The sequence below is a fragment of the Candidatus Allofournierella excrementavium genome, from assembly GCF_048526665.1.
Taxonomy (GTDB): Bacteria; Bacillota; Clostridia; order Oscillospirales; family Ruminococcaceae; genus Allofournierella_A; species Allofournierella_A excrementavium.
Genome location: NZ_DBGFPE010000014.1, coordinates 59,559 through 80,904, shown reverse-complemented (window position 1 = coordinate 80,904; position 21,346 = coordinate 59,559). Strand labels below are relative to the sequence as shown.

General features: G+C 61.2%; 18 protein-coding genes and 1 tRNA gene. 3 read left to right on the top strand and 16 right to left on the bottom strand.

What is annotated here, in order from left to right; all coding sequences use genetic code 11:
• Positions 1 to 112: 112 nt before the first annotated feature.
• The 10 genes from ACMI1Q_RS04150 to ACMI1Q_RS04105 form a co-directional block, all read right to left on the bottom strand.
• On the bottom strand, positions 113 to 3,571 hold the full coding sequence (locus ACMI1Q_RS04150; protein ID WP_419502905.1) for a DNA polymerase III subunit alpha: 3,459 nt from the start codon (positions 3,569 to 3,571) through the stop codon (positions 113 to 115).
• Positions 3,564 to 4,481, bottom strand: a complete 918-nt coding sequence (gene whiA, locus ACMI1Q_RS04145; RefSeq protein ID WP_419502904.1) for a DNA-binding protein WhiA — start codon at positions 4,479 to 4,481, stop codon at positions 3,564 to 3,566. Before whiA ends, ACMI1Q_RS04150 begins: the two co-directional genes overlap by 8 nt.
• A gap of 37 nt (positions 4,482 to 4,518) precedes the next feature.
• Positions 4,519 to 5,382, bottom strand: a complete 864-nt coding sequence (gene rapZ, locus ACMI1Q_RS04140) for an RNase adapter RapZ (RefSeq protein ID WP_177521536.1) — start codon at positions 5,380 to 5,382, stop codon at positions 4,519 to 4,521.
• 28 nt (positions 5,383 to 5,410) lie between these two features.
• On the bottom strand, positions 5,411 to 6,307 hold the full coding sequence (gene murB, locus ACMI1Q_RS04135; RefSeq protein ID WP_419502923.1) for a UDP-N-acetylmuramate dehydrogenase: 897 nt from the start codon (positions 6,305 to 6,307) through the stop codon (positions 5,411 to 5,413).
• Positions 6,308 to 6,352: 45 nt separating this feature from the next.
• Positions 6,353 to 7,318 carry an ROK family protein gene (locus ACMI1Q_RS04130; RefSeq protein ID WP_177521537.1) on the bottom strand — a complete coding sequence of 322 codons (966 nt, stop codon included), beginning with the start codon at positions 7,316 to 7,318 and terminating at the stop codon, positions 6,353 to 6,355.
• Positions 7,315 to 8,064, bottom strand: coding sequence for a phosphatase (locus ACMI1Q_RS04125; RefSeq protein ID WP_419502903.1), 750 nt, complete (start codon positions 8,062 to 8,064; stop codon positions 7,315 to 7,317). Before ACMI1Q_RS04125 ends, ACMI1Q_RS04130 begins: the two co-directional genes overlap by 4 nt.
• Positions 8,065 to 8,085: 21 nt before the next feature.
• Positions 8,086 to 9,018 carry an HPr(Ser) kinase/phosphatase gene (hprK, locus tag ACMI1Q_RS04120; protein ID WP_177521538.1) on the bottom strand — a complete coding sequence of 311 codons (933 nt, stop codon included), beginning with the start codon at positions 9,016 to 9,018 and terminating at the stop codon, positions 8,086 to 8,088.
• Positions 9,019 to 9,243: 225 nt separating this feature from the next.
• Positions 9,244 to 10,272 (bottom strand): hypothetical protein, encoded by a 1,029-nt coding sequence (locus tag ACMI1Q_RS04115; protein WP_419502902.1) that lies wholly within the window; start codon positions 10,270 to 10,272, stop codon positions 9,244 to 9,246.
• On the bottom strand, positions 10,269 to 11,276 hold the full coding sequence (locus ACMI1Q_RS04110; RefSeq protein ID WP_419502901.1) for a hypothetical protein: 1,008 nt from the start codon (positions 11,274 to 11,276) through the stop codon (positions 10,269 to 10,271). Before ACMI1Q_RS04110 ends, ACMI1Q_RS04115 begins: the two co-directional genes overlap by 4 nt.
• Entirely contained in the window at positions 11,266 to 12,729 is a 1,464-nt protein-coding gene (locus tag ACMI1Q_RS04105; protein WP_419502900.1) for a spore germination protein, read from the bottom strand. The genes ACMI1Q_RS04110 and ACMI1Q_RS04105 overlap by 11 nt, the downstream gene beginning before the upstream one ends.
• A 71-nt stretch (positions 12,730 to 12,800) precedes the next feature.
• Here ACMI1Q_RS04105 and ACMI1Q_RS04100 point away from each other — a divergent pair, with 71 nt between their 5' ends.
• Both ACMI1Q_RS04100 and ACMI1Q_RS04095 read left to right on the top strand, forming a co-directional pair.
• Entirely contained in the window at positions 12,801 to 13,478 is a 678-nt protein-coding gene (locus tag ACMI1Q_RS04100) for a YetF domain-containing protein (RefSeq protein WP_177521289.1), read from the top strand.
• A gap of 33 nt (positions 13,479 to 13,511) precedes the next feature.
• Complete coding sequence (locus tag ACMI1Q_RS04095; protein ID WP_177521290.1) at positions 13,512 to 13,880, top strand: DUF4363 family protein; 369 nt, start codon at positions 13,512 to 13,514, stop codon at positions 13,878 to 13,880.
• Here ACMI1Q_RS04095 and nrdR read toward each other — a convergent pair.
• The 6 genes from nrdR to ACMI1Q_RS04065 form a co-directional block, all read right to left on the bottom strand.
• Entirely contained in the window at positions 13,860 to 14,336 is a 477-nt protein-coding gene (gene nrdR / locus ACMI1Q_RS04090) for a transcriptional regulator NrdR (RefSeq protein ID WP_177521291.1), read from the bottom strand. The two genes, ACMI1Q_RS04095 and nrdR, sit on opposite strands and share 21 nt — an antisense overlap.
• A 97-nt stretch (positions 14,337 to 14,433) precedes the next feature.
• On the bottom strand, positions 14,434 to 15,483 hold the full coding sequence (locus tag ACMI1Q_RS04085; RefSeq protein ID WP_419502899.1) for an SdpI family protein: 1,050 nt from the start codon (positions 15,481 to 15,483) through the stop codon (positions 14,434 to 14,436).
• Positions 15,467 to 15,751, bottom strand: a complete 285-nt coding sequence (locus ACMI1Q_RS04080) for an autorepressor SdpR family transcription factor (protein ID WP_177521293.1) — start codon at positions 15,749 to 15,751, stop codon at positions 15,467 to 15,469. The genes ACMI1Q_RS04085 and ACMI1Q_RS04080 overlap by 17 nt, the downstream gene beginning before the upstream one ends.
• Positions 15,752 to 15,880: 129 nt before the next feature.
• Complete coding sequence (locus tag ACMI1Q_RS04075) at positions 15,881 to 17,158, bottom strand: aminotransferase class I/II-fold pyridoxal phosphate-dependent enzyme (protein ID WP_330057794.1); 1,278 nt, start codon at positions 17,156 to 17,158, stop codon at positions 15,881 to 15,883.
• 244 nt (positions 17,159 to 17,402) lie between these two features.
• Complete coding sequence (locus tag ACMI1Q_RS04070; RefSeq protein ID WP_330057796.1) at positions 17,403 to 18,722, bottom strand: uracil-xanthine permease family protein; 1,320 nt, start codon at positions 18,720 to 18,722, stop codon at positions 17,403 to 17,405.
• A gap of 343 nt (positions 18,723 to 19,065) precedes the next feature.
• A tRNA-Leu gene (locus ACMI1Q_RS04065) sits at positions 19,066 to 19,152 on the bottom strand.
• 144 nt (positions 19,153 to 19,296) lie between these two features.
• On the opposite strand from ACMI1Q_RS04065, the gene ACMI1Q_RS04060 reads away from it, so the two are divergent.
• Positions 19,297 to 21,345 carry a DUF6311 domain-containing protein gene (locus ACMI1Q_RS04060; protein ID WP_419502898.1) on the top strand — a complete coding sequence of 683 codons (2,049 nt, stop codon included), beginning with the start codon at positions 19,297 to 19,299 and terminating at the stop codon, positions 21,343 to 21,345.
• Position 21,346: the final 1 nt, after the last annotated feature.

Sequence of the window (21,346 nt, the reverse complement as noted above, 5' to 3'; positions counted from 1 at the left end):
TATTATACCATCGGTGCAACAAAAACGCAAAAGAAAGATGTGACCAAATGTTCACAAATTTTGTCAAACCAGCACGCCGCAAATTGTGCGAATGGCTTTATCAGGCGTTTTTTCATTTGAACGCCACATTTCCATCCCCCAAAATGCGTTTCAGCTCACACGTCAAAAGTTCATGCTCCATGCTCCACAGGTTGCGGGGCGCGAGCGTGAGCTGTTTCTGGTCCTCAAAATAGATATACACCGGCAAGGGGCCCTCAAAGATAGAGAGCAGATTCTCCACCTTGGCAAACTGCGGGCAGCTGCGGCTGGGCACTTTGAGGTACATCCCCTTGCGGGCCGGTTTTTCCTGTGCGGGACGCGGTGCGGCGGCTCCGTTTGCGGAATACTCCTCGATGGGCGTGATCTTTTCCGCCACCAGCTTGGCATTCTCCTCGTCCTTCACCGACACCCGCCCGTTGATGACCACCACGGCGTTGTCCTGCAACGCGCTGCGGCAGTCCGCCAGCACCTTGGGGAACACGATGATCTCCATGGTGCCGCTCAAATCTTCCACATTGGTGAAGGCCATCATGGTGTTGGAGCGGGTGGTCATGAACTTGCTTTTGATGACCGCGCACACGATGTTCACGTGCTTGCCGTCGTAGCGGCGGGCCTCCTCCCCCATCAGGTCGGCGATGCGGCAGGCCCCGATCTTCTGGATCTGCTGGCGGTAGCCGTCCAGCGGGTGGCCGGACAGATACAGACCGCTGACCTCCTTCTCCATTTTCAGCAATTCGGGCAGCGGGAACTCGCCGTGGTCCTCAATGTGGAAGTCCTCCCCTGCTGTGCCGGCGCTCTCGCCGGAAAGCTGGCTGAACAGGTCCAGCTGACCTTCCACGTTGCGGCCCACGTCGGTCTCCACGCTCTTGAAGATGGCGTCCACATTCTCCAGCATTGCCTTGCGGCTGACGCCGGTCTCGTCAAAGGCGCCGCACTTCACAAGGCTTTCCGCCGCGCGGCGGTTCAGCTCCTGCCCGTGCAGGCGGCGGCAGAAGTCATAGAGCGAGGTGAAGGGCTTTTCCTTTCGTTCCCGCACCACGGCGGCGATGAGATTGCGGCCCACGTTTTTGGTGGCGTTCAGGCCAAAGCGGATGCTCTTGCCGTCCACCGTGAAGCCGCCGTCGCTGACGTTGATGCTGGGCGGCAGCACCTTGATGCCGAGGCGCTGGCACTCGCCGGTGTACTCGATGACCTTGTCGGTGTTGTCCAGCACGCTGGTGAGCAGGGCGGCCATGAACTCGCTGGGATAGTGGCACTTGAGGTAGGCGGTCTGGAACGCCACGTAGGCGTAGCAGGCCGCGTGGGATTTGTTGAAGGCGTAGGACGCAAAGCTGCTCATGTCGTCAAAGATGTCGTTGGCAGCCTGCTCGCTGATGCCGTTGGCGGCGCAGCCGGTGACGAAGTGCTGGCGCTCCTTTTCCATGACGTCGTGCTTTTTCTTGCTCATGGCACGGCGCACCAGGTCCGCCTGGCCCAGCGTGAAGCCCGCCAGTTCACGGCAGATCTGCATAACCTGCTCCTGATAGACGATGCACCCGTTGGTCACGTCCAGGATGTGGGCCAGCTGGGGCGTTTTGTAGCGCACCTTGTCCGGCTCGTGGCGGTTGCGCAGGTAGGTGGGGATGGAATCCATGGGCCCCGGGCGGTAGAGGCTGATGAGGGCGATGATGTCCTCCAGGTTCTTCGGCTGCAGCCCGGTGAGCACCTGCTTCATGCCGGTGCTTTCCAGCTGGAACACGCCCTCGGTCTCGCTGCGGCCCAACATGTCATAGGTGGCAGCGTCGTCGTAGGAGATGTTGTCCATGGAGAAGTCCAGCTCGCGGCGGCGCACCATCTCCTCGGCGTTCTTGATGACCGTGAGGGTGCGCAGGCCGAGAAAGTCCATCTTCAAAAGGCCCAGCTCCTCGATGGTGGTCATGGTGAACTGGGTCACGGGCACGCCGTCGTTGGAGGCCAGCGGCACATATTCGTTGGCGGCCTCCCGGGTGATGACCACGCCCGCCGCGTGGGTGGAGGCATGGCGGGGCATGCCCTCGATCTTGATGGCGGTGTCGATGAGCTCCTTCACCTGCGGGTCAGCCTCGTACTGGGCTTTCAGCTCCGGCGAGACCTCCAGCGCCCGGTTCAGGGTCATCTTCAGCTCCATGGGCACCATCTTGGAGATGGAGTCCACCTGGGCGTAGGGCATGCCCAGCACCCGGCCCACGTCACGGATGGCAGCGCGGGCGGCCATGGTCCCGAAGGTGATGATCTGGGCCACATGGTCGTGGCCGTATTTCTCGTTCACATAGTCGATGACCTCCTGCCGGCGCTCGTAGCAGAAGTCCACGTCGAAGTCGGGCATGCTCACCCGTTCGGGGTTCAGAAAGCGCTCGAACAGAAGGTTGTAGCGGATGGGGTCGATGTTGGTGATGCCCACGCAGTAAGCCGCGAGGCTGCCCGCGCCGCTGCCGCGGCCGGGGCCCACGGGGATGCCCTGCTGTTTTGCGTAGTTGATGAAGTCGAAGACGATGAGGTAATAGTTGGTGTAGCCCATGCGGCGGATGACGTCTATCTCGTATTCCAGACGCTCGCGCATCTCGTCGGTCACAACGTCTCCGTAGCGGCGCACAAGGCCCTCGCGGCAGAGCTTTTCGAAATAGACCTGGTTGTCCATGCCGTCAGGCGCTTCGAAATACGGCAGCTTGGTGACGCCGAACTCAAAGTCAAAGTCGCACATCTCGGCGATCTTGACGGTGTTCTCGCAGGCGTCCGGCGCGATGGAGAACAGGTCGTACATCTCCTCGGTGCTCTTGAGATAGAACTCGTCGGTCTCGAATTCCAGCTTGTCCGCGTCCTGCACGGTCTTGCCGGTCTGGATGCAGATGAGAATGCTCTGCATCTTGCTGTCCTCCTTGCGGAGGTAGTGGGCGTCGTTGGTGGCCACCAGCGGGATGCCCGTCTCCCGGGCAAGGCGGATGAGCAGCGGCAAAATCTGCTGCTGCGCGTCGATGCCGTGGTCCTGAATTTCAATATAGAAATTGCCCTGACCGAACAGGTCGTTGAAATAGAGCGCGGCGGCCTTTGCCTTTTCGTAGTCTCCCGCAAGCAGCGCCTGGGGTATCTCGCCCGCAAGGCAGGCGGAAAGACACACCAGACCCTCGTGGTGCTGTTCCAGCAGTTCCTTGTCCACCCGGGGTTTGGAGTAAAAGCCCTCGATGAAGCCGGCGGAGACCAGCTTGATGAGGTTTTTGTAGCCCGTTTCGTTTTTGCAAAGCAGCACCAGATGGTTGGAGCCGTCGATGCGGTTCACCTTGTCAAAGCGGGAGCGGGTGGCCACATAGACCTCGCAGCCGATGATGGGCTTCACGCCCGCCTTTTTGGCGGCCTTGTAAAAGTCCACGCAGCCGTACATCACGCCGTGGTCGGTGATGGCGATGGCGGTCTGACCCAGCTCCTTGAGGCGGTCGAACATGCGGTCGATGCGGCAGGCGCCGTCCAGCAGGCTGTATTCCGTGTGCACATGCAGGTGCACAAATTGCTTTTCAGACATCGTTTCTCCTTTGCCGCAGTTCATCGGCCAGCTGCTCCAGCTTTTTCAGCCTGTGGGAAAGGCCCGATTTGCTGATGGGCTCCGGGCTCTTTTGCACCAGCTGCGCCAGCGACAGGTCCGGCCAGTCCAGACGAAGCTGCGCCGCCTGCCGCAGGGGGGCGGGCAGCGCGTCGAAGTCGCCCTTTTGCTGTAAGTACTCGATGGCCTTTCTCGCCGCCACGTTGGCGGTTACCACCTTGTCGATGTTGGCCATTTCGCAGTTGTTCAGGCGGTTGGTCTTGTTGCGCAGCTCCTTGAACATCTTGTGGTCCATGATCTGCATGGCGGCGCCGCCCGCGCCCATGAAGGTGAGCAGGTCCGCCACCTGCTCGCTGGCCTTGACGTAGATGACGTTCACGCCTTTGCGCACGGTGCGCCGGGGGGTGAACTCGTGCTCTGCCAAAATGCCCTCCAGGTCCTTTGCCAAATTATAGCGGGGGCACAAAAATTCCAGATTGTACTCTTTGCTGGGATCGGTCATGGTGCCGCAGCACAGGAATGCCGACGCAACAAATGCGGAAAAGCAATGCCCGCAGCGGATGAGCCGCGGGTCGATGTGGCGGCTGACCTGTTCCTCCTCGCAGTGGAACAGCTTCAGCATCTTGTCCACTTCCTGCGGGTCGTCCACCTTGAACTCATAAAGGGGGCCGCTGGGCCTCTCCTTCGTGATGATGGCGCCGTGGACCCCGCAGATGCCAAACAGGCGCTTCGCATACTGCGCAACGCCAAAAAGTTCGGTGTGAAGTACAAGACCTTTACTGTCGAAATAACGGCCAAAGCAGGCGATGCCGTAGCTTGCGGCCAGGGCGCAGCACTCACGGGTGATCTTTTTCTGCACGATCTCGTTCTTTACATCCTGGGAAAAGCTCAAGCCTTTCGCCTCCTTTCAAAGCAAGATACGGGCCGGTTCAGGCAGTGCGGCCGGCGTCCCGGTGGTGAAGCGCGGGATGGTAGCCAAGGCCCGTGCAGAACTGGCCGATGAGCCGGGCAAAGGTGATGGAGCGGTGTTTGCCGCCGGTGCAGCCCACCGCGATGGTCAGCTGGCTTTTGCCCTCCTTGACATAGAGGGGCAACGAGTATTCCAGCAGAGACTGGATGCGGCGCAGAAGTTCTTTCGACTCCTCAAAGCTCATCACATAGTCCACCACCGCCTGGTCCAGGCCGGTGAGGGGCTTGAGCTCGGGGATATAAAAGGGATTGGGCAGGCAGCGCACGTCAAAAACGATGTCGGCCTCCTTGGGCAGGCCGTATTTGAAGCCGAAGGAGACGATGTTCAGCACCATCCCCTGCTTTTCTTCCTGCAAAAACAGGCTGCAGATGCGCTCTTTGTTCTGCGCGGGCGACAAAAGCGAGGTGTCCAGCACAAAATCCGCCCGCTCGAAAAGGGGGCGCAGCACTTCCCGCTCCATTGCGATGGCGCGGGCGGTGGGCACCCCTTCGTAGCTGGTCAGAGGGTGGATGCGGCGGGTCTCCTTGTAGCGGCGCTGAAGCACTTCCTCGGAGCAGTCCAGAAACAGGATGCGGTAGTCTACGCCGCATTTGTCAAGCCCGTCCAGCGCTTCCTCCACATCGGCGGCGCTGCGGCAGCCGCGCACGTCCAGCACCACGGCCACCTTTTGCAGCATGTTCTCGCCCTGCTGGGCAAAATCCACAAGGCGGGGCATCAGCCCCGCCGGGATGTTGTCGATGCAGAAATAGCCGATGTCTTCCAGCACATTCATCGCCAGCGATTTGCCGGCGCCGGAAAGACCCGTCACGATCAAAAGTTCCATTTTGCTCTTCCCTTTTTCTTTCCGGGGCTCACTCCACCACCCGGATCTCTTTTTCCAGCGTGTAGCCGGTCTGCTCTTTCACTGTTTTGCAAACGAGGTCCGCCAGCGCCAGAACATCGGCGCAGGTGGCCCCGCCCAGATTCACGATAAAGCCGCAGTGCTTTTCGCTGATGGCAGCGCCGCCCACCCGTGCGCCCCGCAGGCCGCATTGCTGAATGAGCGCGCCGGCAAAGGCGCCCTGGGGCCGTTTGAAGGCGCTGCCTGCGCTGGGGTATTCCAGCGGCTGCTTTTCCACGCGGCGGGCCATCAGTTCCTGCATGGCCGCCTCGATCTGCGCCGGGTCACCGGGAACAAGATGCAGCTGCGCGCTGAGAACGTGCCAGCCGGTGCGCTCAAAAATGCTGGTGCGGTAGCCCAGTTCCAGTTCCTCGGCGGGCAGCGTGCGAACAGTGCCCGTTTCGTCCAGAAAGGTCACGGCAGTGAGCACATCACGCATCTCGCCGCCGTAGGCGCCGGCGTTCATGTACACCGCGCCGCCCACGCTGCCGGGAATGCCGAAGGCAAACTCAAGCCCCGAAAGGCCCTGGGCGGCCGCGGCCTTGCACAGGGTGTTCAGCCCAAGGCCGGCATCGGCATAAACGGTCGTCCCCTCAAAGCGGGGCGCGCCGGCCATGGCCGCGGTGTTCAGCACGGCGCCGTCAAATCCGGCATCGGAAAACAGGACGTTGGAACCTTTGCCAAGGAGATAATACCGCACGCCGTTCTGACGGCACAGCCCGACAACTTCGGCCATCTGTTCGCTGTTTTTGGGGGTGCAGAACACCCTGGCCGGGCCGCCGATGCGAAAGCTGGTGTGCTTTGACAGCGGCTCATCCCGGAGAAAATCGATGTTTCTTTTTTTCAGTTCCTGACACAGGGCTTCTATCTGCTCCACTGCGCTCAGCCTCCGAACGATTGATTTTTGCGGGGCTCAGGTCTTGACCTGATCGCCCAGGCGGGCGGCGCCCACCACGCCGGCGTCGTTGAACAACTCGGCGGATTTGATCTTCACGCGGCGCTTGCCGTCGCGGGCGTAGTCCTCCCAGTCCACCTGACGGCGCACAGGACCCAGCAGGGTCTCGCCCTCGCGGGAGACGCCGCCGCCGATGCAGATGATCTCCGGCTGGAAGATGTTGATGACGTTGGTCAGGCCGCAGGCGACGTACTCCACGTACTTGTCGATGAGGCGCTTGGCCAGCTCATCGCCGGCGCGCATGCCCTCGAAGGCGGTCTTGGCGTTGGTGTTGTTGGCGTCGCCGTCCACCAGCTTCCACATCATGTTGTCCGGATGAGAGAGCAGAGCTGCCTTGGTGTCCTCGGTGAGGGCCCGGGCGGAAGCGTACTTCTCCCAGCAGCCGTTGCGCCCGCACATGCAGGGGCGGCCGTCCTTCTGGATGACCATATGGCCCAGCTCCGCGCCGGCATAGTTGAAGCCGGCGAAGATCTTGCCGTCGATGATGATGCCGCCTCCGATGCCGGTGCCCAGGGTGATGACCACCGCATAGCGCGCGCCCTTCGCGCCGCCGGCTATGTATTCGCCGTAAGCCGCCGCGTTGGCATCGTTTTCAATGAAGACCTGGCAGGGCAGCAGCTCCTCCATGTGGTGCTGCAGCTCCCAGTCGCGGTAGCCGAAGTTTGCGTTGAAGTCCACCACGCCCAGCTGGCTGTTCACGCTGCCGGGGGTGCCGATGCCCACCCACTGAATGTCGTCAAAGGAGAGCTGATTCTCGGTGAGCACCCGCTTGCAGAGGTCGGCAATCTTCCGCTCGATCGCCTCCTGAGGCTGGGGCAGGTCGGTGGCGCAGGTGGACTTGGCAATGATGTGGCAGTCCTCGTCCACAATGCCGGCGGTGATGGTGGTGCCGCCCAGATCGACGCCGATGGTGTACTTTTTCATAATGTTCCTCCTATACGTTCCACAACAGGTTTATTGTGCAGTTTCAGTTCCTCCAAAAGCCGCCGGGGCGACGAGTTGACCACCAGCTCTTCGGGAAAGTCTATTTCCTCCAGCAGCCGGACCAGATGCCCTACCCCCGCCTGCATCTGATAGATGGAGTGGGCGTCGGAATTCAGCGCCACCGGGCAGCCGGCCTTTTTGCAGGCCAGTGCCAGCGCCTTCATGTTGCCCGCCCCTTCCGGGCGCACCGCCCAGGAGTTGCCGTTGAGCTCCACCACCTTGTGACGCTCGGCAAACACTTTTGCCACCCGCTCGTAATCGTAGACATGCCTGGCTTGCTCGGAATGGCCGATCATGTCCACTGCCGGGTTTTCGGCAACTTTGAGCCAGAGGTCCGTGGCTTGTTCCACCGTGAGCGTGCCGGGCAGGCAGTCGGTGTGGATGGAGGCGATGACCCAGTCCAACCCGTTCAGCACTTCCGAGGGAAGGTCCAGTGTGCCGTTCACATCCATCACGTTGGCCTCCGCGCCTTTCAGCACGGGGATGCCTTCCAGCACGTCCGGCAGACGGCGGACATTGTAAAAATACCAGATATGGGGCGAGTCCGGCATGGCCGGCCCATGGTCGGTGACCGCAAGGGCGCAGTAGCCCATCTCCTTCGCCGCCCGCGCCATCTCGGTGATGGTGTTGAAGGCATGGTTGGACACAAGGGTGTGCGTGTGCAGGTCCGCAGCGATACGATACAAAATACTATGCTTCCTTTCCCGTTAAATACCCACGTCGTCCTCAAGGCCGAGGCGGGCCAGCAGCTCTTTGGCCGCGTTGTAACCCATCTTTTTCTGGCGGTTGTTGATGGCCGCCGTCTCCAGAATGACCGCCAGATTGCGCCCGGGCATGACGGGGATCACCGTGCAGGGGATCTGCACGCCCAGGATGTCGTAGGTGTCGTTCTCCAGGCCGGTGCGGTCGTAGTTCTTGGTCTTGTCCCAGGGCTCCAGCTGGACCACCAGGTCAACCCGCTCGCTGACCTTGACCGCGCCGATGCCGAACACGCGGGCCACGTTCACGATGCCGATGCCCCGCAGCTCGATGAAGTGGCGGATGTTCTCCGGCGCGGTGCCCACGATGGTGCGGTTGGAGGTCTTGCGCAGCTCCACCGCGTCGTCCGCCACCAGACGGTGGCCGCGCTTCACCAGCTCAACGGCGGTCTCGCTCTTGCCCACGCCGCTGTCGCCCAGGATGAGGATGCCTTCGCCGTAGACCTCCACGAACACGCCGTGACGGGTCACGCGGGGGGCCAGTTCCACGTTCAGGATGTTGATGAGGGAGCTGAGCAGCGTGGAAGTGCTCTCGGTGGAGACCAGCAGCGGCACCTCGTACTGACGGGCAAACTCCAGAAATTCCGGCAGAACTTCCAGCCCGCGGCTGATGATGACAGCGGGCGGCTTCAGAGAGAGCATCTTTTCCAGATGGCGGCGGCGGTCCGCCTCGGGCAGCTCCTTCAGATAGGAGATCTCCACCATGCCGCAGATCTGGATGCGGCTGGCGTCAAAATACTGGTAGTACCCCGCCAGCATGATGCCCGGACGGTTCACATCCGCGGTGTAGATGGGGATGTCGGACAGTTCCTTGGGCGCATAGATGGTATCCATTTTCAAGGTGGCCGCAAGTTCGCTCAGTGGTACGGAAAACGCTGGCATTCAGAACACCCTTTCTTTTATTCGGCAGGACCGGGCGGGCACCGCAAAGCCCCTTTGCTCCGGCTCGTGCGGGCGGAACGGCCCACACCTGCCTGCATATAAACTCATTATATAATATACAGCCGGGATTGGCAATTTTCAATCGGTGCGGGATGGATTTTTGTATCCCATCACAGAGAACGTGCCGGCTGCTCTTTGGGGCAGCCGGCACAGATCGCGCTGTTTTCAAACCATCCGCAGCAGGCAGTAAAAGTTCACCGCGCCGGGCCGGGCCATTCGCCCGTCTTCCTCCATTGCCCGGCAAAGCGCCTCGTCCAGATTGGCAAAGCGGCTGCGCAAAAGGAACACGTCGTTCCGGCGGCCCAAGGTGTCGGCCACCAGTTCCTCCAGCAGGGACTTCACCTCCTCGTCGATGGCCTGCTCCAGCTGCCGGTCCTGCCCGGGAAGGGCGGCGCCTTCCGGGCTCACAAGCCGCTGGATGTCGCCGCTGAAACGCACCGAGAGCTCCATGCCCTCTTCGGAAAACGCGGGCTCGAAGCGCAGCTTGGGCGAGCGCACCTGAAAACTCACCGAGAGCGGTTCCAGCGTGAGCTCCAGCATGTCTGCCTGACCCGCCAGCAAACGGGCCAGCTGTGCCTTTGCCCCCTTCCAGACGGTGTCGGGCTTACCCTCACGGTAAAGGGTCAGCTTTTCAAAGGCGGCGCTCCCCTCCTGCACCGACAGACCGGGGATGACGCCGCTGTCGCTCTGTCCGCTGAACTGATAGAGAAATGTTCTGTACAGGCCGCGTTTTTCCAGCTGTTGCACACTGGAGAGAAAGTCGGTCCCCTTTTCCTGCAGCCGCTCAAAGGCGTCAGGGCCGGCGTCCAGCCCGTAGACCGCCATGTTCGGTCTGCCGCTGGTGTTGCTGGCAAGGTACCGGCAGGCGTCGAACACGCCTTCCTTCATCAGCTTCGGCCCGATGAAAAGCAGTTCGCTCTGGCCGTAAAAAAGGCGGCGGCTCTCGCTCTGCTCGGCGTCCAGCAGCGCCTCGTACACCGTCTCGCCGCTGCCCGAAAGGCAGCGGGCCTGCTCGCTCACCTGCCCCGTGTCGGCGTTGGGGGTGGATTCCAGCACCAGCAGCCGCGCCTCATACTGCCGCTCCTTCTCCACATACACCGCTTTCACTGAAACCCTGTCGCCCAGTCCGCTGCTCGCGCATCCGACCAACAGCGCAGCCCCCAGCAGCGCAAAACAAACCAGCCAGCGTTTCATGCGTTCCTCCCCCTCTCATTCCAAAGACAGTTCAGCGGCGCCGCCAGCAGCACCAGCGCCAGCAAGACCTGCTGAACAGCCATTGCCACCGCTTCGTTCTGGTTCCAGACCGCCAGAAATGTCACCATCACAGTCGCCAACGCCACCCAGTAAGGGCAATGGCCTTTACACGGCTTGATGTTCTGCCAAAGCTTGATGAATCCGGCAAAATACAGGCTTATCTTAATGAGGAACAGCAGCAGCCATACTCCCACATGCAGTGCGTCCAGCCGGCGGAACACCGACAGGCCGCCCAGCCGCGCGATGGTGTAGACGGGCTGGCTTTCGCTGGTATACGCCGTGCCCATAGTCATCTCGCCCAGCAGGGCCAACAGGCTGTTTGCCAGGAATATCGCTCCGATGATTTTGGCCGCGCCCTTTCCGCTGGCGCCTTTGGGGCACAAAAAGGGCAAAAGCAGCAGTTCCGGCGGCAGGTAAAAGCGTGTGAGCGCCAGCTTTGCCAGTGTCCCGGCGCTGGTCTCGGGCGTTTGAAGGTGGCTGAACTGCATCTGCCCCGCCACCGACCAGCCCAGCACCAGCACCGAGGTCGCCGCCAGCGCCAGCACCGGCCAGGCTGCCCGCCCCAGGGCCTGTACCCCGGCAAAGGCGCCGTAATAGGCCGCGCCGAACACCAAAATCAAGAACAGAAGCGCCGCCAGCTGCTGCTGCATCACATAGTTATAGAACCGTTCCCCCTGAATGACCTCCAGCGCGATGGAGAGCACCAGCGCGCCGCACAGGAGCAGCGAGCGGACGGGCCCCGGCTTTTCGCTGCCGCACCAGCGGAGATAGACCGCCATCACAGCACACAGAAGGGCGAACTGCAGTGCACCCGCCAGAATGGCCGTGCGGGCGGGCAGCACTTCCGTCTGCCTGCCAAAGGGCTGGATGAAGCTGTCGGTCAAAAAAGCGGCGAGGACCAGCGTTCCCGCCTGCTTTCGCTCAAAAACGGACTCACGATTCATAGTTTTCCTCACCACCGGGCAGGTCGTTCACGTCAAAGGGATGGCTCGCCAGCCGCTGCCAGGGCATGCGCACAAGGCCGTCCCGCAGGGCGCTGCGGCCAAAGGGCACCAGCGGCGAGGTGTAGGGCACGCCGAAAGAGTGCATGCCGCAGATGCTCACCAGCATCAGGAAGAACATGGTCACCAGACCGAAGGGCCCGAACAGGCCGCCCGCCAGCACAAACAGCACTCGCAGAACGGTGGCGGGCTCATACAGCGACGGGATGACGAAGATGGAGATGGTGGTCAGGGCCGCTACGATGAGCACCGGCGTGCTCATGATGCCCGCCTTGGTGGCCGCGTCTCCCACGATGAGCGCCGCCACGAGGCTCACCGAGTGTCCGATGGGCTTGGGCAGGCGCAGGCCGGCCTCCCGGATGATCTCCAAAAGGACGATGACCAGCATCATCTCCATGAACAGCGGCAAAGGCGTGGCCGTCTCGGCGGCAGCCACCTTGTAAAGAAGCTGTGGCGGGAACAGCTCCGGGGTGTACTCCGCGATAGAGACGAACAGGCCCGGCAGCAGCACCGACAAAAAGAACGCCGTATACTTGAGCAGCCGTACGGCGCTGGCGAAGTAGGCCTTGCCGGCATAATCGTCCAGGCTTTGGAAGTTTTCATTGAAAAAATACGGCACGATCATCGCGAATGGGCTTGCGTTCACGAGAACTACGATTTTCCCCTCGCATATCTTGGCGGCGGCGGTCACGGGGCGCTCGGTATAGCCTACCTCCTGAAAGAAGCTGAAGCTGCCCCGCTGGAGATAGGGCGCGAGATACCCGCTGTCGAACAACACCGGCAGGTCCACCGACTTGAGCTTTTTCTCGATGGCTTCGACAAATTCCGGCTTTGCCAGCGTGCGGTCGTACAACATGGCCACCTCGGTGCCGGTGCGCTTGCCCACGGGGAAGATTTTGATGGTGAGTGATTCAGTGCGCACCAGCCGCCGCACAAGGCTGACGTTGATGCGCACAAGGTCGCAGAATCCTTCCCGGGAGCCGCGGATGTCCCCTTCGCCGGAGGGTTCCTGCACCGAGCGGAACTGCATGTTCTGCGTGGAAAGCACAACTGCTTTACGGCATCTGTCAATGAGCATCACGGTGGTGCCCGCGGTCAGCTGGGTGCGCAGGGCTTCAAAGTCCTCCACCGGCGTATTTTCTACCGGCAGGTCGGTCTGGTGCTGGATGTAGTTGAACAGGTCCTGGCCGTTTGCGGGCTCAAAATGGCTCTCGTTCAGCATCGAGAGCATCACTACCCACAGCCGTTCCAGGGTGGAAAGCCCCTCAAAGAAGCACAAACAGCAAGGCACGCCCCGCACGTTGACGGACTTTGCATACAGGTCGGCGGAGTTGCCAAACATCTCTTTCAGGTGGGCAACATTCGCATCCAGCGAATCGGTCAGGGGTCGCGGCATCGTTCTTCACCTCGCTGCTTAGTATGCCCCGCACCCGCCGGGTCAAAACCATTTGCCGGGAGGAGTTTTGTATGCTGGTGCTCGTGCTTCGCACATTGATGATCTACCTGCTTATCGTGGCCGCCATGCGGCTGATGGGCAAACGTCAGCTTGGAGAATTACAGCCCTCGGAGCTGGTGTCCACCATTCTCATTTCCAACCTCGCCTCCATCTCCATCGAATCCCCCGAGGTGCCGCTGGCGGCAAGCCTTGCGCCCGTCTGCCTGATCGTGGTGCTGGAACTGTTTTCCTCTGCGCTTTGCTATATGAGCCCCACGGCGGCAAAGCTATTGTCCGGCACGCCGGTGGCGGTGATACGGGGCGGCAAGATCGACCAGAAGACCCTGCGGGAGCTTCGGTTCAGCGCCAGCGACCTGCTGGAAGCGCTGCGAGGCAAGGACATTTTCGACCCATCGGAAGTAAACTACGCCCTGGTGGAGACCAACGGCACCCTGAGCGTGAGCCGGATGCCGCAGAAGGACACCCCCACCCGGGAGGATATGCAGGTGCCGCCGCCCGAAGCGCGAACGCCCATGGTGCCCCTTGTCATCGACGGGCGGGTACTGGCGGACAATCTGGCCTGGTGCGGCAGGAACGAAAAGTGGCTGGACAAGGTGCTGCACCAGAACAAATGCAGCCTGCGGCAGGTGCTTTTGCTGCTGGGGGACGATTCCGGGCAGGTGCAGCTGGTCAAAAAAGAGAGCCGCTGAAACCAGCGGCTCTCGGTCAGAAAGGATGATTGGATGAAACGGGTGCGCGCAGCCTTCGGGCTGCTGGCTTTTCTTGCGGTGCTCATCGTGGCCAGCAGCATCCTGGTGAAGACCACCAACGACACACTTTTGGATGACCTGGACCAAATTGGGGCTTTGAGTGTCGCCGGAAATTACGAAGCGGCGTTGGAGGTCATCGACGGGATGAACGGCTTTTTCTCCCGGCGGGAGCACTGGATGGCACTGTTCATCAAGCGGGACTATCTCAGCGGCATCGCCATGTGCCTGGGCGGGCTGTCGGCCTATGTTGGCCCGGATAACCAACAGGACCTGCAGAGCGAGCTTGGAAAAGCCCGCACGCAGATTCTGATGACCGGGCACTTATTTTTCAGTATGCTTTGAGGAATGGCCGTTGAGCATGTCTTTCAGCTCGTCCATGAAGGTGTTGATGTCGCTGAACTGCCGGTAGACCGAGGCAAAGCGCACATAGGCCACTTCGTCGATCTTTTTCAGTTCATCCATGGCCAGCTCGCCGATGTGCATGGAGGTGACCTCTCGCTCGTAGCTGTTCAGCAGCGTCTGCTCGATGCGGTCCACCGCGGCTTCCAGCGTCTGGTAGCTTACCTCCCGCTTTTCACTGGCGCGCAGCATGCCCCCCAGCAACTTCTGGCGGTCAAAGGCTTCGCGGGAGCGGTCCCGCTTGACCACCATCAGGGGCACGGTCTCCACGATCTCGTAGGTCGTGAAGCGCTTGGCGCAGCTCAGGCACTCCCGGCGGCGGCGAATTTTCTCTCCGTCCTCGGTGGGGCGGGAATCGATCACCTTGGAATCCAGTTCGCCGCAGTACGGACATTTCATGGCAGTTTCCTCCTTGGCTGGTGAGTGGGCGGGCGGAGCGCCGCCGTTGAATCACTATACAAACAGTATAGCATATTTTCCCGCAAAGAAAAGATTTTCAGCCAAAAATCCTGCTGTCCAGCTCTTCATAAAGCACTTTTGTGGCCACTTCGTCTGCTCCGCTGAGCACCACGGTCTTCCCCTTCACCTGCATCACGATGCAGGCGTCGCAGCCGGTGTAGGCATAACGGGTGTATGAGCCGAAGGCGTCGTTGCGGAAAGAGCCCATGGAAAGGCGGGGCGAGCCGAACCCGTTGGTGCGGCTTCCGGCGGGGATGTCCTCGGCATATTCGATGCTCTCCACGTCGGCGTAGTCTATTTCGGCGTCAGACCAGTAGCTTGCTTCGATGTTCAGGGCGGTCTCCCCCACCGTGAAATGAATGTCTCCGGTGAAGAGAAGCACCGGCGTGCCCACCACGGCAACGGCCAAAATCGCAAGGACGATGCCCGTTACAACACGGTCCGCTTTCGATCTGAACAGGCACCCGCTCCAGCTGCCATCCCGGACCTGTTTGCGGTAAAGCCAGTAGGAATAGACACAGGGCACCACCGCCAGAACAAGAATGGCCGCCATCATTCCCGCGACCATGGCGGCCCCGGGCAAGAGGCAGCACAACAGCAGCACAAGGCCGCCCGCCACCCACGCTTTACCGCCCAAGCGGTGGGTGCGGTTCCAGTTCTCTTCGTTGGCCAGCGTCCAGGGCAGACGGATGCCCAGCGTGGGGTTCTGCTTCATCTTGGGCATATAGTTGCCGATGATGAGGAACAGCAGTCCCAGGCTGGCGGGCACAAGACGCTCCCAGCCCAGCTCCACATCCAGCGCCACCGCCCAGGTGCCGGCGCAGTAAAACAGCGAGACGAAGGGCAGCAGCCAGTAGACCAGTTCCAGCGCCTTTTTGCTCTGGCCGTTCTGCCGGTTGGTGTGAAAGGTGAGCAGCAGGCACAGCCAATAGGTCGCCAGCATTGCGGCGGGCATCCCCAGGCAGAAGGCCAGCTTTGCGGGGCAGCTTTCGCCGGGCAGCCGCTCCCACAGCCCGATGCCCGCCAGCGCAGGCAGCAGGATGAGCGCGGAGCCAACAAGCGCCTTGCGTTTATTCAAGAGTTTCATCGTTCTCCTCCCCTTTCAGCGTGGTGAGCCAGAGAAGGATTTCCTCCAGCACCGACGCGTTCAGCTCGTAATAAATATACTTTCCTTCCCGCCGGTCCCGCACAAGGTCGGCCTCTTTCAGCACCGAGAGATGGCGGGAGACGGCCGCCGCCGACACCGGGAACCGTTCCGCGATCTGCCCCGCCGTCAGCGGGCCGGCCCGCAGCAGCGTCAGTATCTCCCGGCGGGTGGGGTCGGCGAGGGCTCGAAGCGTGTCTTGCATCGCCATGGCGTCACCTCATTTAACATTCAACTTAATCGTTAAACGTAATATAGCACTGCCTTCTCGCCTTGTCAATGGGGGGGGAAAACAAAAGGGCCGCCCTCCTTTCGGAGAGCGGCCCTTTGAGGCGCAAATTTATTTGGTCAGCAGTTTTTCCAGCGTGGCGATGCGCACGCAGATGCACAGCAGCGTCGCGGCCTGCTCCAGCTCTGCGAGGCTGGGATAGGTGGGTGCGATGCGCAGGTGATGGTCGTGGGGGTCGATGCCGTAGGGGTAGGCAGCGCCTGCGGGGGTCAGCACGACGCCCGCCTGCTTGCACAGTTCCACCGTGCGCTTGGCGCAGCCGTCCATCACGTAAAGACTCAGAAAGTAGCCGCCCTTGGGGTCGGTCCAGTGGGCGATGCCGGGGCAGCTGCCCAGATCGCGGGTGAAGATCTCCTTCACCAGGTCGAACTTCGGCGCGATGATGGCCCGGTGCTTTGCCATGTGCTCCAGAACGCCCTTGCGGTCCTTCAAAAAGCGCACGTGGCGCAGCTGGTTCATCTTGTCGTAGCTGATGATCATGGAGCTCATGTTCTTCAGGATGTGCTCCACGCTCTTGCGGCTGGTGGCCACGGCGGCAACGCCCGCGCCGGGGAAGGTCATTTTACTGGTGGAGCAGAACATCATCGCCCGGTCGGGATGGCCGGCTTTGGCGCACTCGTCCAGGATGGGCAGCACCTCATACACCTCGTCGGTGAGGGTGTGCACACAGTAGGCGTCGTCCCAGAAGATCTTGAAGTCCGGCGCGGCGGTCTCCATGGCGGCCAGACGGCGCACGGTGTCGTCGCTGTAAGAATAGCCGTCCGGGTTGGAATACACAGGAACGCACCAGATGCCCTTGACGCTGTCGTCATCCTTCACAAGACGCTCCACCACGTCCATGTCAGGGCCGGTCTCCAGCATGGGCACCGGGATCAGCTGGAAGCCGAAGTACTCGGTGACCTTGAAGTGACGGTCATAACCGGGGGTCGGGCAGAGAAACTTGATGTTGGTGCAGAAGCGCCAGGGGCGGATGGAGTCCACAAAGCCCGCACGCCAGCCCAGGTCGATGAGGTAATACATGGTGGACAGCGCGGAGTTGCCGCACACCAGCACCTGCTCGGGGCTGGGTACGCGCATCACGTCGGCGAAGAAACGCCGCGCCTCGGGAATGCCCTCCAGATAGCCGTAGTTCCGGGTGTCCACACCGTTCTCGCCGATGTAGTTCTCCAGCTTCATCATGTCGGCGGAAAGGTCCAGCTGCTCCGGGCAGGGCTTGCCGCGGGACATATCCAGCTTCAGGCCCTTCTGCTTGAACGCTTCATACTTGCTCTGCTGGAAGCCGAGTTCTGCCTCCAGCGCGGCCCGGTCCATGGAACCGTACTCCTTCATTGCATCCATTCCCCTCTTAAATTATATTCCACTTTATGCGTCTGCCGGGCTGTCTGCTCACTGCACCGCGGCCTTTCCCCTGCCGCGCAGCCCGGCTGCCAAAGCGTATGCGGATATTATAGTACAATTCCTTTTGGGAAACAAGCATTTCGCGCCCCTTTTGCAGGTACGAAAATGCCAAACAAGCCTGAAACAGCCCCGCCAAACGGCGGGGCTGCCTTGCTTTTGGGGATGAGGGTCAGGCTCACACCTGCATGTTCATGGGGTTCTCGGCAGTCTCGGTGTCCACCTTGTCGAACTGATAGTCGTTGCCAGGCAGGATGGCGTTCAGCAGGATGCCCATGATGGCTGCGATGGCCAGGCCGGACAGGGTGATGCTCACACCGGCCACCTGGAAGGTCAGGCCGCCCAGGCTGTTGAAGCCCAGAGCGCTGACCAGGATGACCGCGGCGATGATGAGGTTGCGGCTGTTGGTGAAGTCGACCTGGTTCTCGACCACATTGCGCACGCCGATGGCGCTGATCATGCCGTAGAGGATGAAGGACACGCCGCCGATGATGGCAGTGGGCACGGTGTTGATGACCGCGTCAAACTTGGGGCTGAAGCTCATCAGAATGGCGAACACGGCAGCGATGCGCATCACGCGGGGGTCGTAGATCTTGGTCAGGGCCAGCACGCCGGTGTTCTCGCCGTAGGTGGTGTTGGCAGGGCCGCCCAGTAAGCCGGCCATGCTGGTGGCCAGGCCGTCGCCCAGCAGGGTCTTGTTCAGGCCGGGCTCGCGGATGTAGTTCTTGCCGGTGGTGGCGCTGATGGCGGCGATGTCGCCGATGTGCTCCATCATGGTGGCCAGAGCGATGGGCATGATGGTCAGGGTGGAGGAGATGTCAAACTTGGCCAGGGCGCTGGTGTGGATGGGGATGCCGAACCAGTCGGCCTGGGCGATGGGCGCAAAGTCCACCGCGCCGGTGACCAGAGCCACAACGTAGGACACAAGCACACCCAGCAGGATGGGCAGGATCTTGACCATGCCCTTGCCCCAGATGTTGCAGACCACAACGGTGCCCAGGGCCACGAAGGCCAGCAGCCAGTTGGTGGCGCAGTTGGTGATGGCGCTGGGGGCCAGGATCAGGCCGATGGCGATGATGATGGGGCCGGTCACAACGGGCGGGAAGAAGCGCATGATGCGGCCGATGCCGAACACAGTGATGAGCAGGCTCATCACCAGATAGACAAGACCCGCGAACACAACGCCGCCGCAGGCGTAGGGCAGCATCTCGGTGTTGGGGGTGCCGTCGGCGGCCATGGGAGCCACGATGGCGAAACCGCCCAGGAAGGCGAAGGACGAACCCAGGAAAGCGGGAACCTTGCCTTTGGTGATCAGGTGGAACAGCAGGGTGCCCAGGCCCGCGCACAGCAGCGTGGTGGACACATTCAGGCCGGTCAGCAGCGGCACCAGAACTGTCGCGCCGAACATGGCGAAGGTGTGCTGCACGCCCAGGATGATCATCTTGGGCACGCCCAGCTGGCGGGCGTCAAAAATGCCCTCGTTCACTTTCTCATTCATTTACATTTTCCTCCTCTTGCTCTTTGCTGCTCTATTCTAAAAGCCTGCGGGGACCCGCCGGCGCGGCGCATAGAAAGCTCAAAAAAGAGGCATTGGTGTTAAAACACCAATGCCTCTTTGAAAACTGGAAACAAAACCGGCGAAAAAGCCAGCAGCTCACTCTTCAGAAACGATTTTTTCATCCGCATGTCTGCCGCCCCCTTCGCAAATTTTTTACATTATAGCAATTTCATTTACAAAATGCAAGCCTCTTTTTTATGGAATTTTGCGGGAGGGGCAGATGCTGCCATGATGGGTTCTGTTAAAAGAAAAGCGCCGAAGCAAACCGAGGTTTGCTCCGGCGTGGTGCCGCTGACCGGGATCGAACCGGTACGGTGTTGCCACCGAGGGATTTTAAGTCCCTTGCGTCTGCCAGTTCCGCCACAGCGGCGCAGCTAAAAAGCTATTTTATAATACAATACCCACCCGGCAAAGTCAACACGAGGGGTGGGAAATTGTATTTTTGCCGCCAATGCCTTATAATAATGAAAACACGCCGCCCGCTCAAAGCCGGGCGGCCATGACGGAGGCTGCAATGACCCCGAACAACAAGCGTAACATTCGCCTTTTTCTGCTGGGGGCCCTGTTGGGGCTCGCAGCCTTTCTGTGTTTATACGGCGTTTCGGCGCTGGACGTGACCAACGACACGTTTTTGCGCGGCGGCTACATCGAGCAGGACGTGCAGCAACATTACGCCGGCTGGCTGTTTTACCGCCAGTCCCCCATCTCGCTGCCGCTGTGCGAGACAGACCACCTGAACTGGCCCGACGGCACCAGCATCGCCTTCACCGATTCCATTCCGCTTTTCGCAGCCTTTTTCCGGCTGCTGAGCCCGCTGCTGCCGGAGACGTTCCAGTACTTCGGGCTTTACACCGCGCTGTGCTTTGCGCTGCAGGGCGGGTTTGCCGCGCTGTTGGTGGGTCTTTTTACTCGCTCGGACCTTGCCGCGCTGCTGGGCGCTGTGCCCTTTGTGTTCAGCCCCATCCTGCTGGAGCGGGCGTTCCGCCACACCTCGCTGGCGGCGCACTTCCTCATCCTGGCGGCGCTCTATTACTATGTGTCGGGCATGCGGCAAAGCCGCTTTGCCTTCAAGGGACTTTTTGCCGTCAATGCGCTGGCCATCGCCATCCACCCCTACTTTGTGCCCATGACCTACGCCATCACCTTTGCGCTGGTGGCGGGATATTCCTGGCGTAACCGCCGGCTTCTGCGTCCCGCCGCTTTTCTGGCGGCGAATCTTGCGGCCACTGCCTGCGTGGGCTGGCTGTTCGGTGTGTTCAGCTCAACGGGTTCCGGCGCGGGCGGCGCTGGCAACGAATACGGCTATTTTTCCATGAACCTGAACGCCCTCTGGAACCCCACCAGCCGCGGCGTTGTCTGGAGTCTGTTCCTGCCCGTGCAGAATCAGACGGGCGGCAACTACGACGGTTTCAACTACCTGGGCCTGGGCGTGCTGCTGGGCGCGGCAGTGGTCGCGGTGTGGGGCCTCTGGGTGCTGCGCGCCCGGCTGCTGACGCTTGCGCGCCGGCACGGCTGGCTGCTGTTCGTCTGCGCATGCCTGACCGCCTTTGCGGTGAGCCATGTGGTCACAGCCAACGGCGCGACCCTCTTCCGCATTCCCCTGCCGCAGGCGCTGGTAGAGCTGGCCACCACCCTGCGCAGCAGCGGACGGCTGTTCTGGCCGGTCTATTACCTCATCATGCTGGCTGCGGTGGCGGGGCTGATGCGGCTGTGCGGTGCGTTGCGCTTCAAACATGCAGGCATCGCGGTCCTGGCCTGTCTGTGCGTTGTTCAGCTGGTGGATCTGAGTCCGGCGCTGGCCCAGAAGGCCGCATCCCTGCGGGAATATTCCCCTATTGAGACCGACCTTGTCACCGGCACCACCCCGGCGCTCAGCATGACCACCGATTTCTTTGAGACGGTGAGCGGGCGTTACGATACTCTCATTGCTCTGGACCCGCTGACGCAGACCGGGATGGAACTGGCCCTTTATGCCGCTGACGAGGGGATGAACAGCACCGACACTTCGGTGGTGGCCCGCTATGACGAAGTTGCCGCAGGGGCCCGCCGTACCGGCTTTATCGACGAAGTACTCTCCGGGGAGATGCGCTCCGACTGCCTGTATGTGACCGAGAGGCCCGAGACCTTTTTGCAGCTGGCAGACGCCGCCGCAGAACAGGGCGCCTGGTGCGGCGCTCTCTATGCCCGGGAGGGCGAGAGCGAAAGCGAACCCGCTCTCTATGTGATCGCGCCGGGGTTGGACGGGTACAGCCATGAACTTGCGGTGACTTACAGCGAAGATTTTCCCCTGCGCATCGCGGACTATTCCGACGACTACTGGTTTGACGGCGTTCTGAGCCTGAATCTGGCCGACATCGGCCGGGAAGCGGACGAAAACAAAGTAGTGCTGTTTTATGATACGCCCCTTGCCCGCTGCCGCCTGACCCCGGGCGCTGCCATCCTCTGCGCGGGACAGCGCTACCCCATTCTGGATGTGGACGACAGCGATGAGGGCTGGCTGATGGTGACGCTGGACACAGCGGACGCCCGCCCTCTGGCCGGAAAGGATCTGGTGATTCAATAAC

Coding starts and splice junctions, on each gene's coding strand:
- ACMI1Q_RS04080 (WP_177521293.1), bottom strand. CDS start 15,751: ATGGCGATGCAAGACACGCTTCGAGCCCTCGCCGACCCCACCCGCCGG.
- ACMI1Q_RS04085 (WP_419502899.1), bottom strand. CDS start 15,483: ATGAAACTCTTGAATAAACGCAAGGCGCTTGTTGGCTCCGCGCTCATC.
- ACMI1Q_RS04075 (WP_330057794.1), bottom strand. CDS start 17,158: ATGAAGGAGTACGGTTCCATGGACCGGGCCGCGCTGGAGGCAGAACTC.
- ACMI1Q_RS04130 (WP_177521537.1), bottom strand. CDS start 7,318: ATGAAAAAGTACACCATCGGCGTCGATCTGGGCGGCACCACCATCACC.
- ACMI1Q_RS04110 (WP_419502901.1), bottom strand. CDS start 11,276: ATGAATCGTGAGTCCGTTTTTGAGCGAAAGCAGGCGGGAACGCTGGTC.
- ACMI1Q_RS04105 (WP_419502900.1), bottom strand. CDS start 12,729: ATGCCGCGACCCCTGACCGATTCGCTGGATGCGAATGTTGCCCACCTG.
- ACMI1Q_RS04060 (WP_419502898.1), top strand. CDS start 19,297: ATGACCCCGAACAACAAGCGTAACATTCGCCTTTTTCTGCTGGGGGCC.
- ACMI1Q_RS04150 (WP_419502905.1), bottom strand. CDS start 3,571: ATGTCTGAAAAGCAATTTGTGCACCTGCATGTGCACACGGAATACAGC.
- ACMI1Q_RS04095 (WP_177521290.1), top strand. CDS start 13,512: ATGAAACGGGTGCGCGCAGCCTTCGGGCTGCTGGCTTTTCTTGCGGTG.
- rapZ (WP_177521536.1), bottom strand. CDS start 5,382: ATGGAACTTTTGATCGTGACGGGTCTTTCCGGCGCCGGCAAATCGCTG.
- nrdR (WP_177521291.1), bottom strand. CDS start 14,336: ATGAAATGTCCGTACTGCGGCGAACTGGATTCCAAGGTGATCGATTCC.
- ACMI1Q_RS04115 (WP_419502902.1), bottom strand. CDS start 10,272: ATGAAACGCTGGCTGGTTTGTTTTGCGCTGCTGGGGGCTGCGCTGTTG.
- ACMI1Q_RS04070 (WP_330057796.1), bottom strand. CDS start 18,722: ATGAATGAGAAAGTGAACGAGGGCATTTTTGACGCCCGCCAGCTGGGC.
- ACMI1Q_RS04100 (WP_177521289.1), top strand. CDS start 12,801: ATGCTGGTGCTCGTGCTTCGCACATTGATGATCTACCTGCTTATCGTG.
- hprK (WP_177521538.1), bottom strand. CDS start 9,018: ATGCCAGCGTTTTCCGTACCACTGAGCGAACTTGCGGCCACCTTGAAA.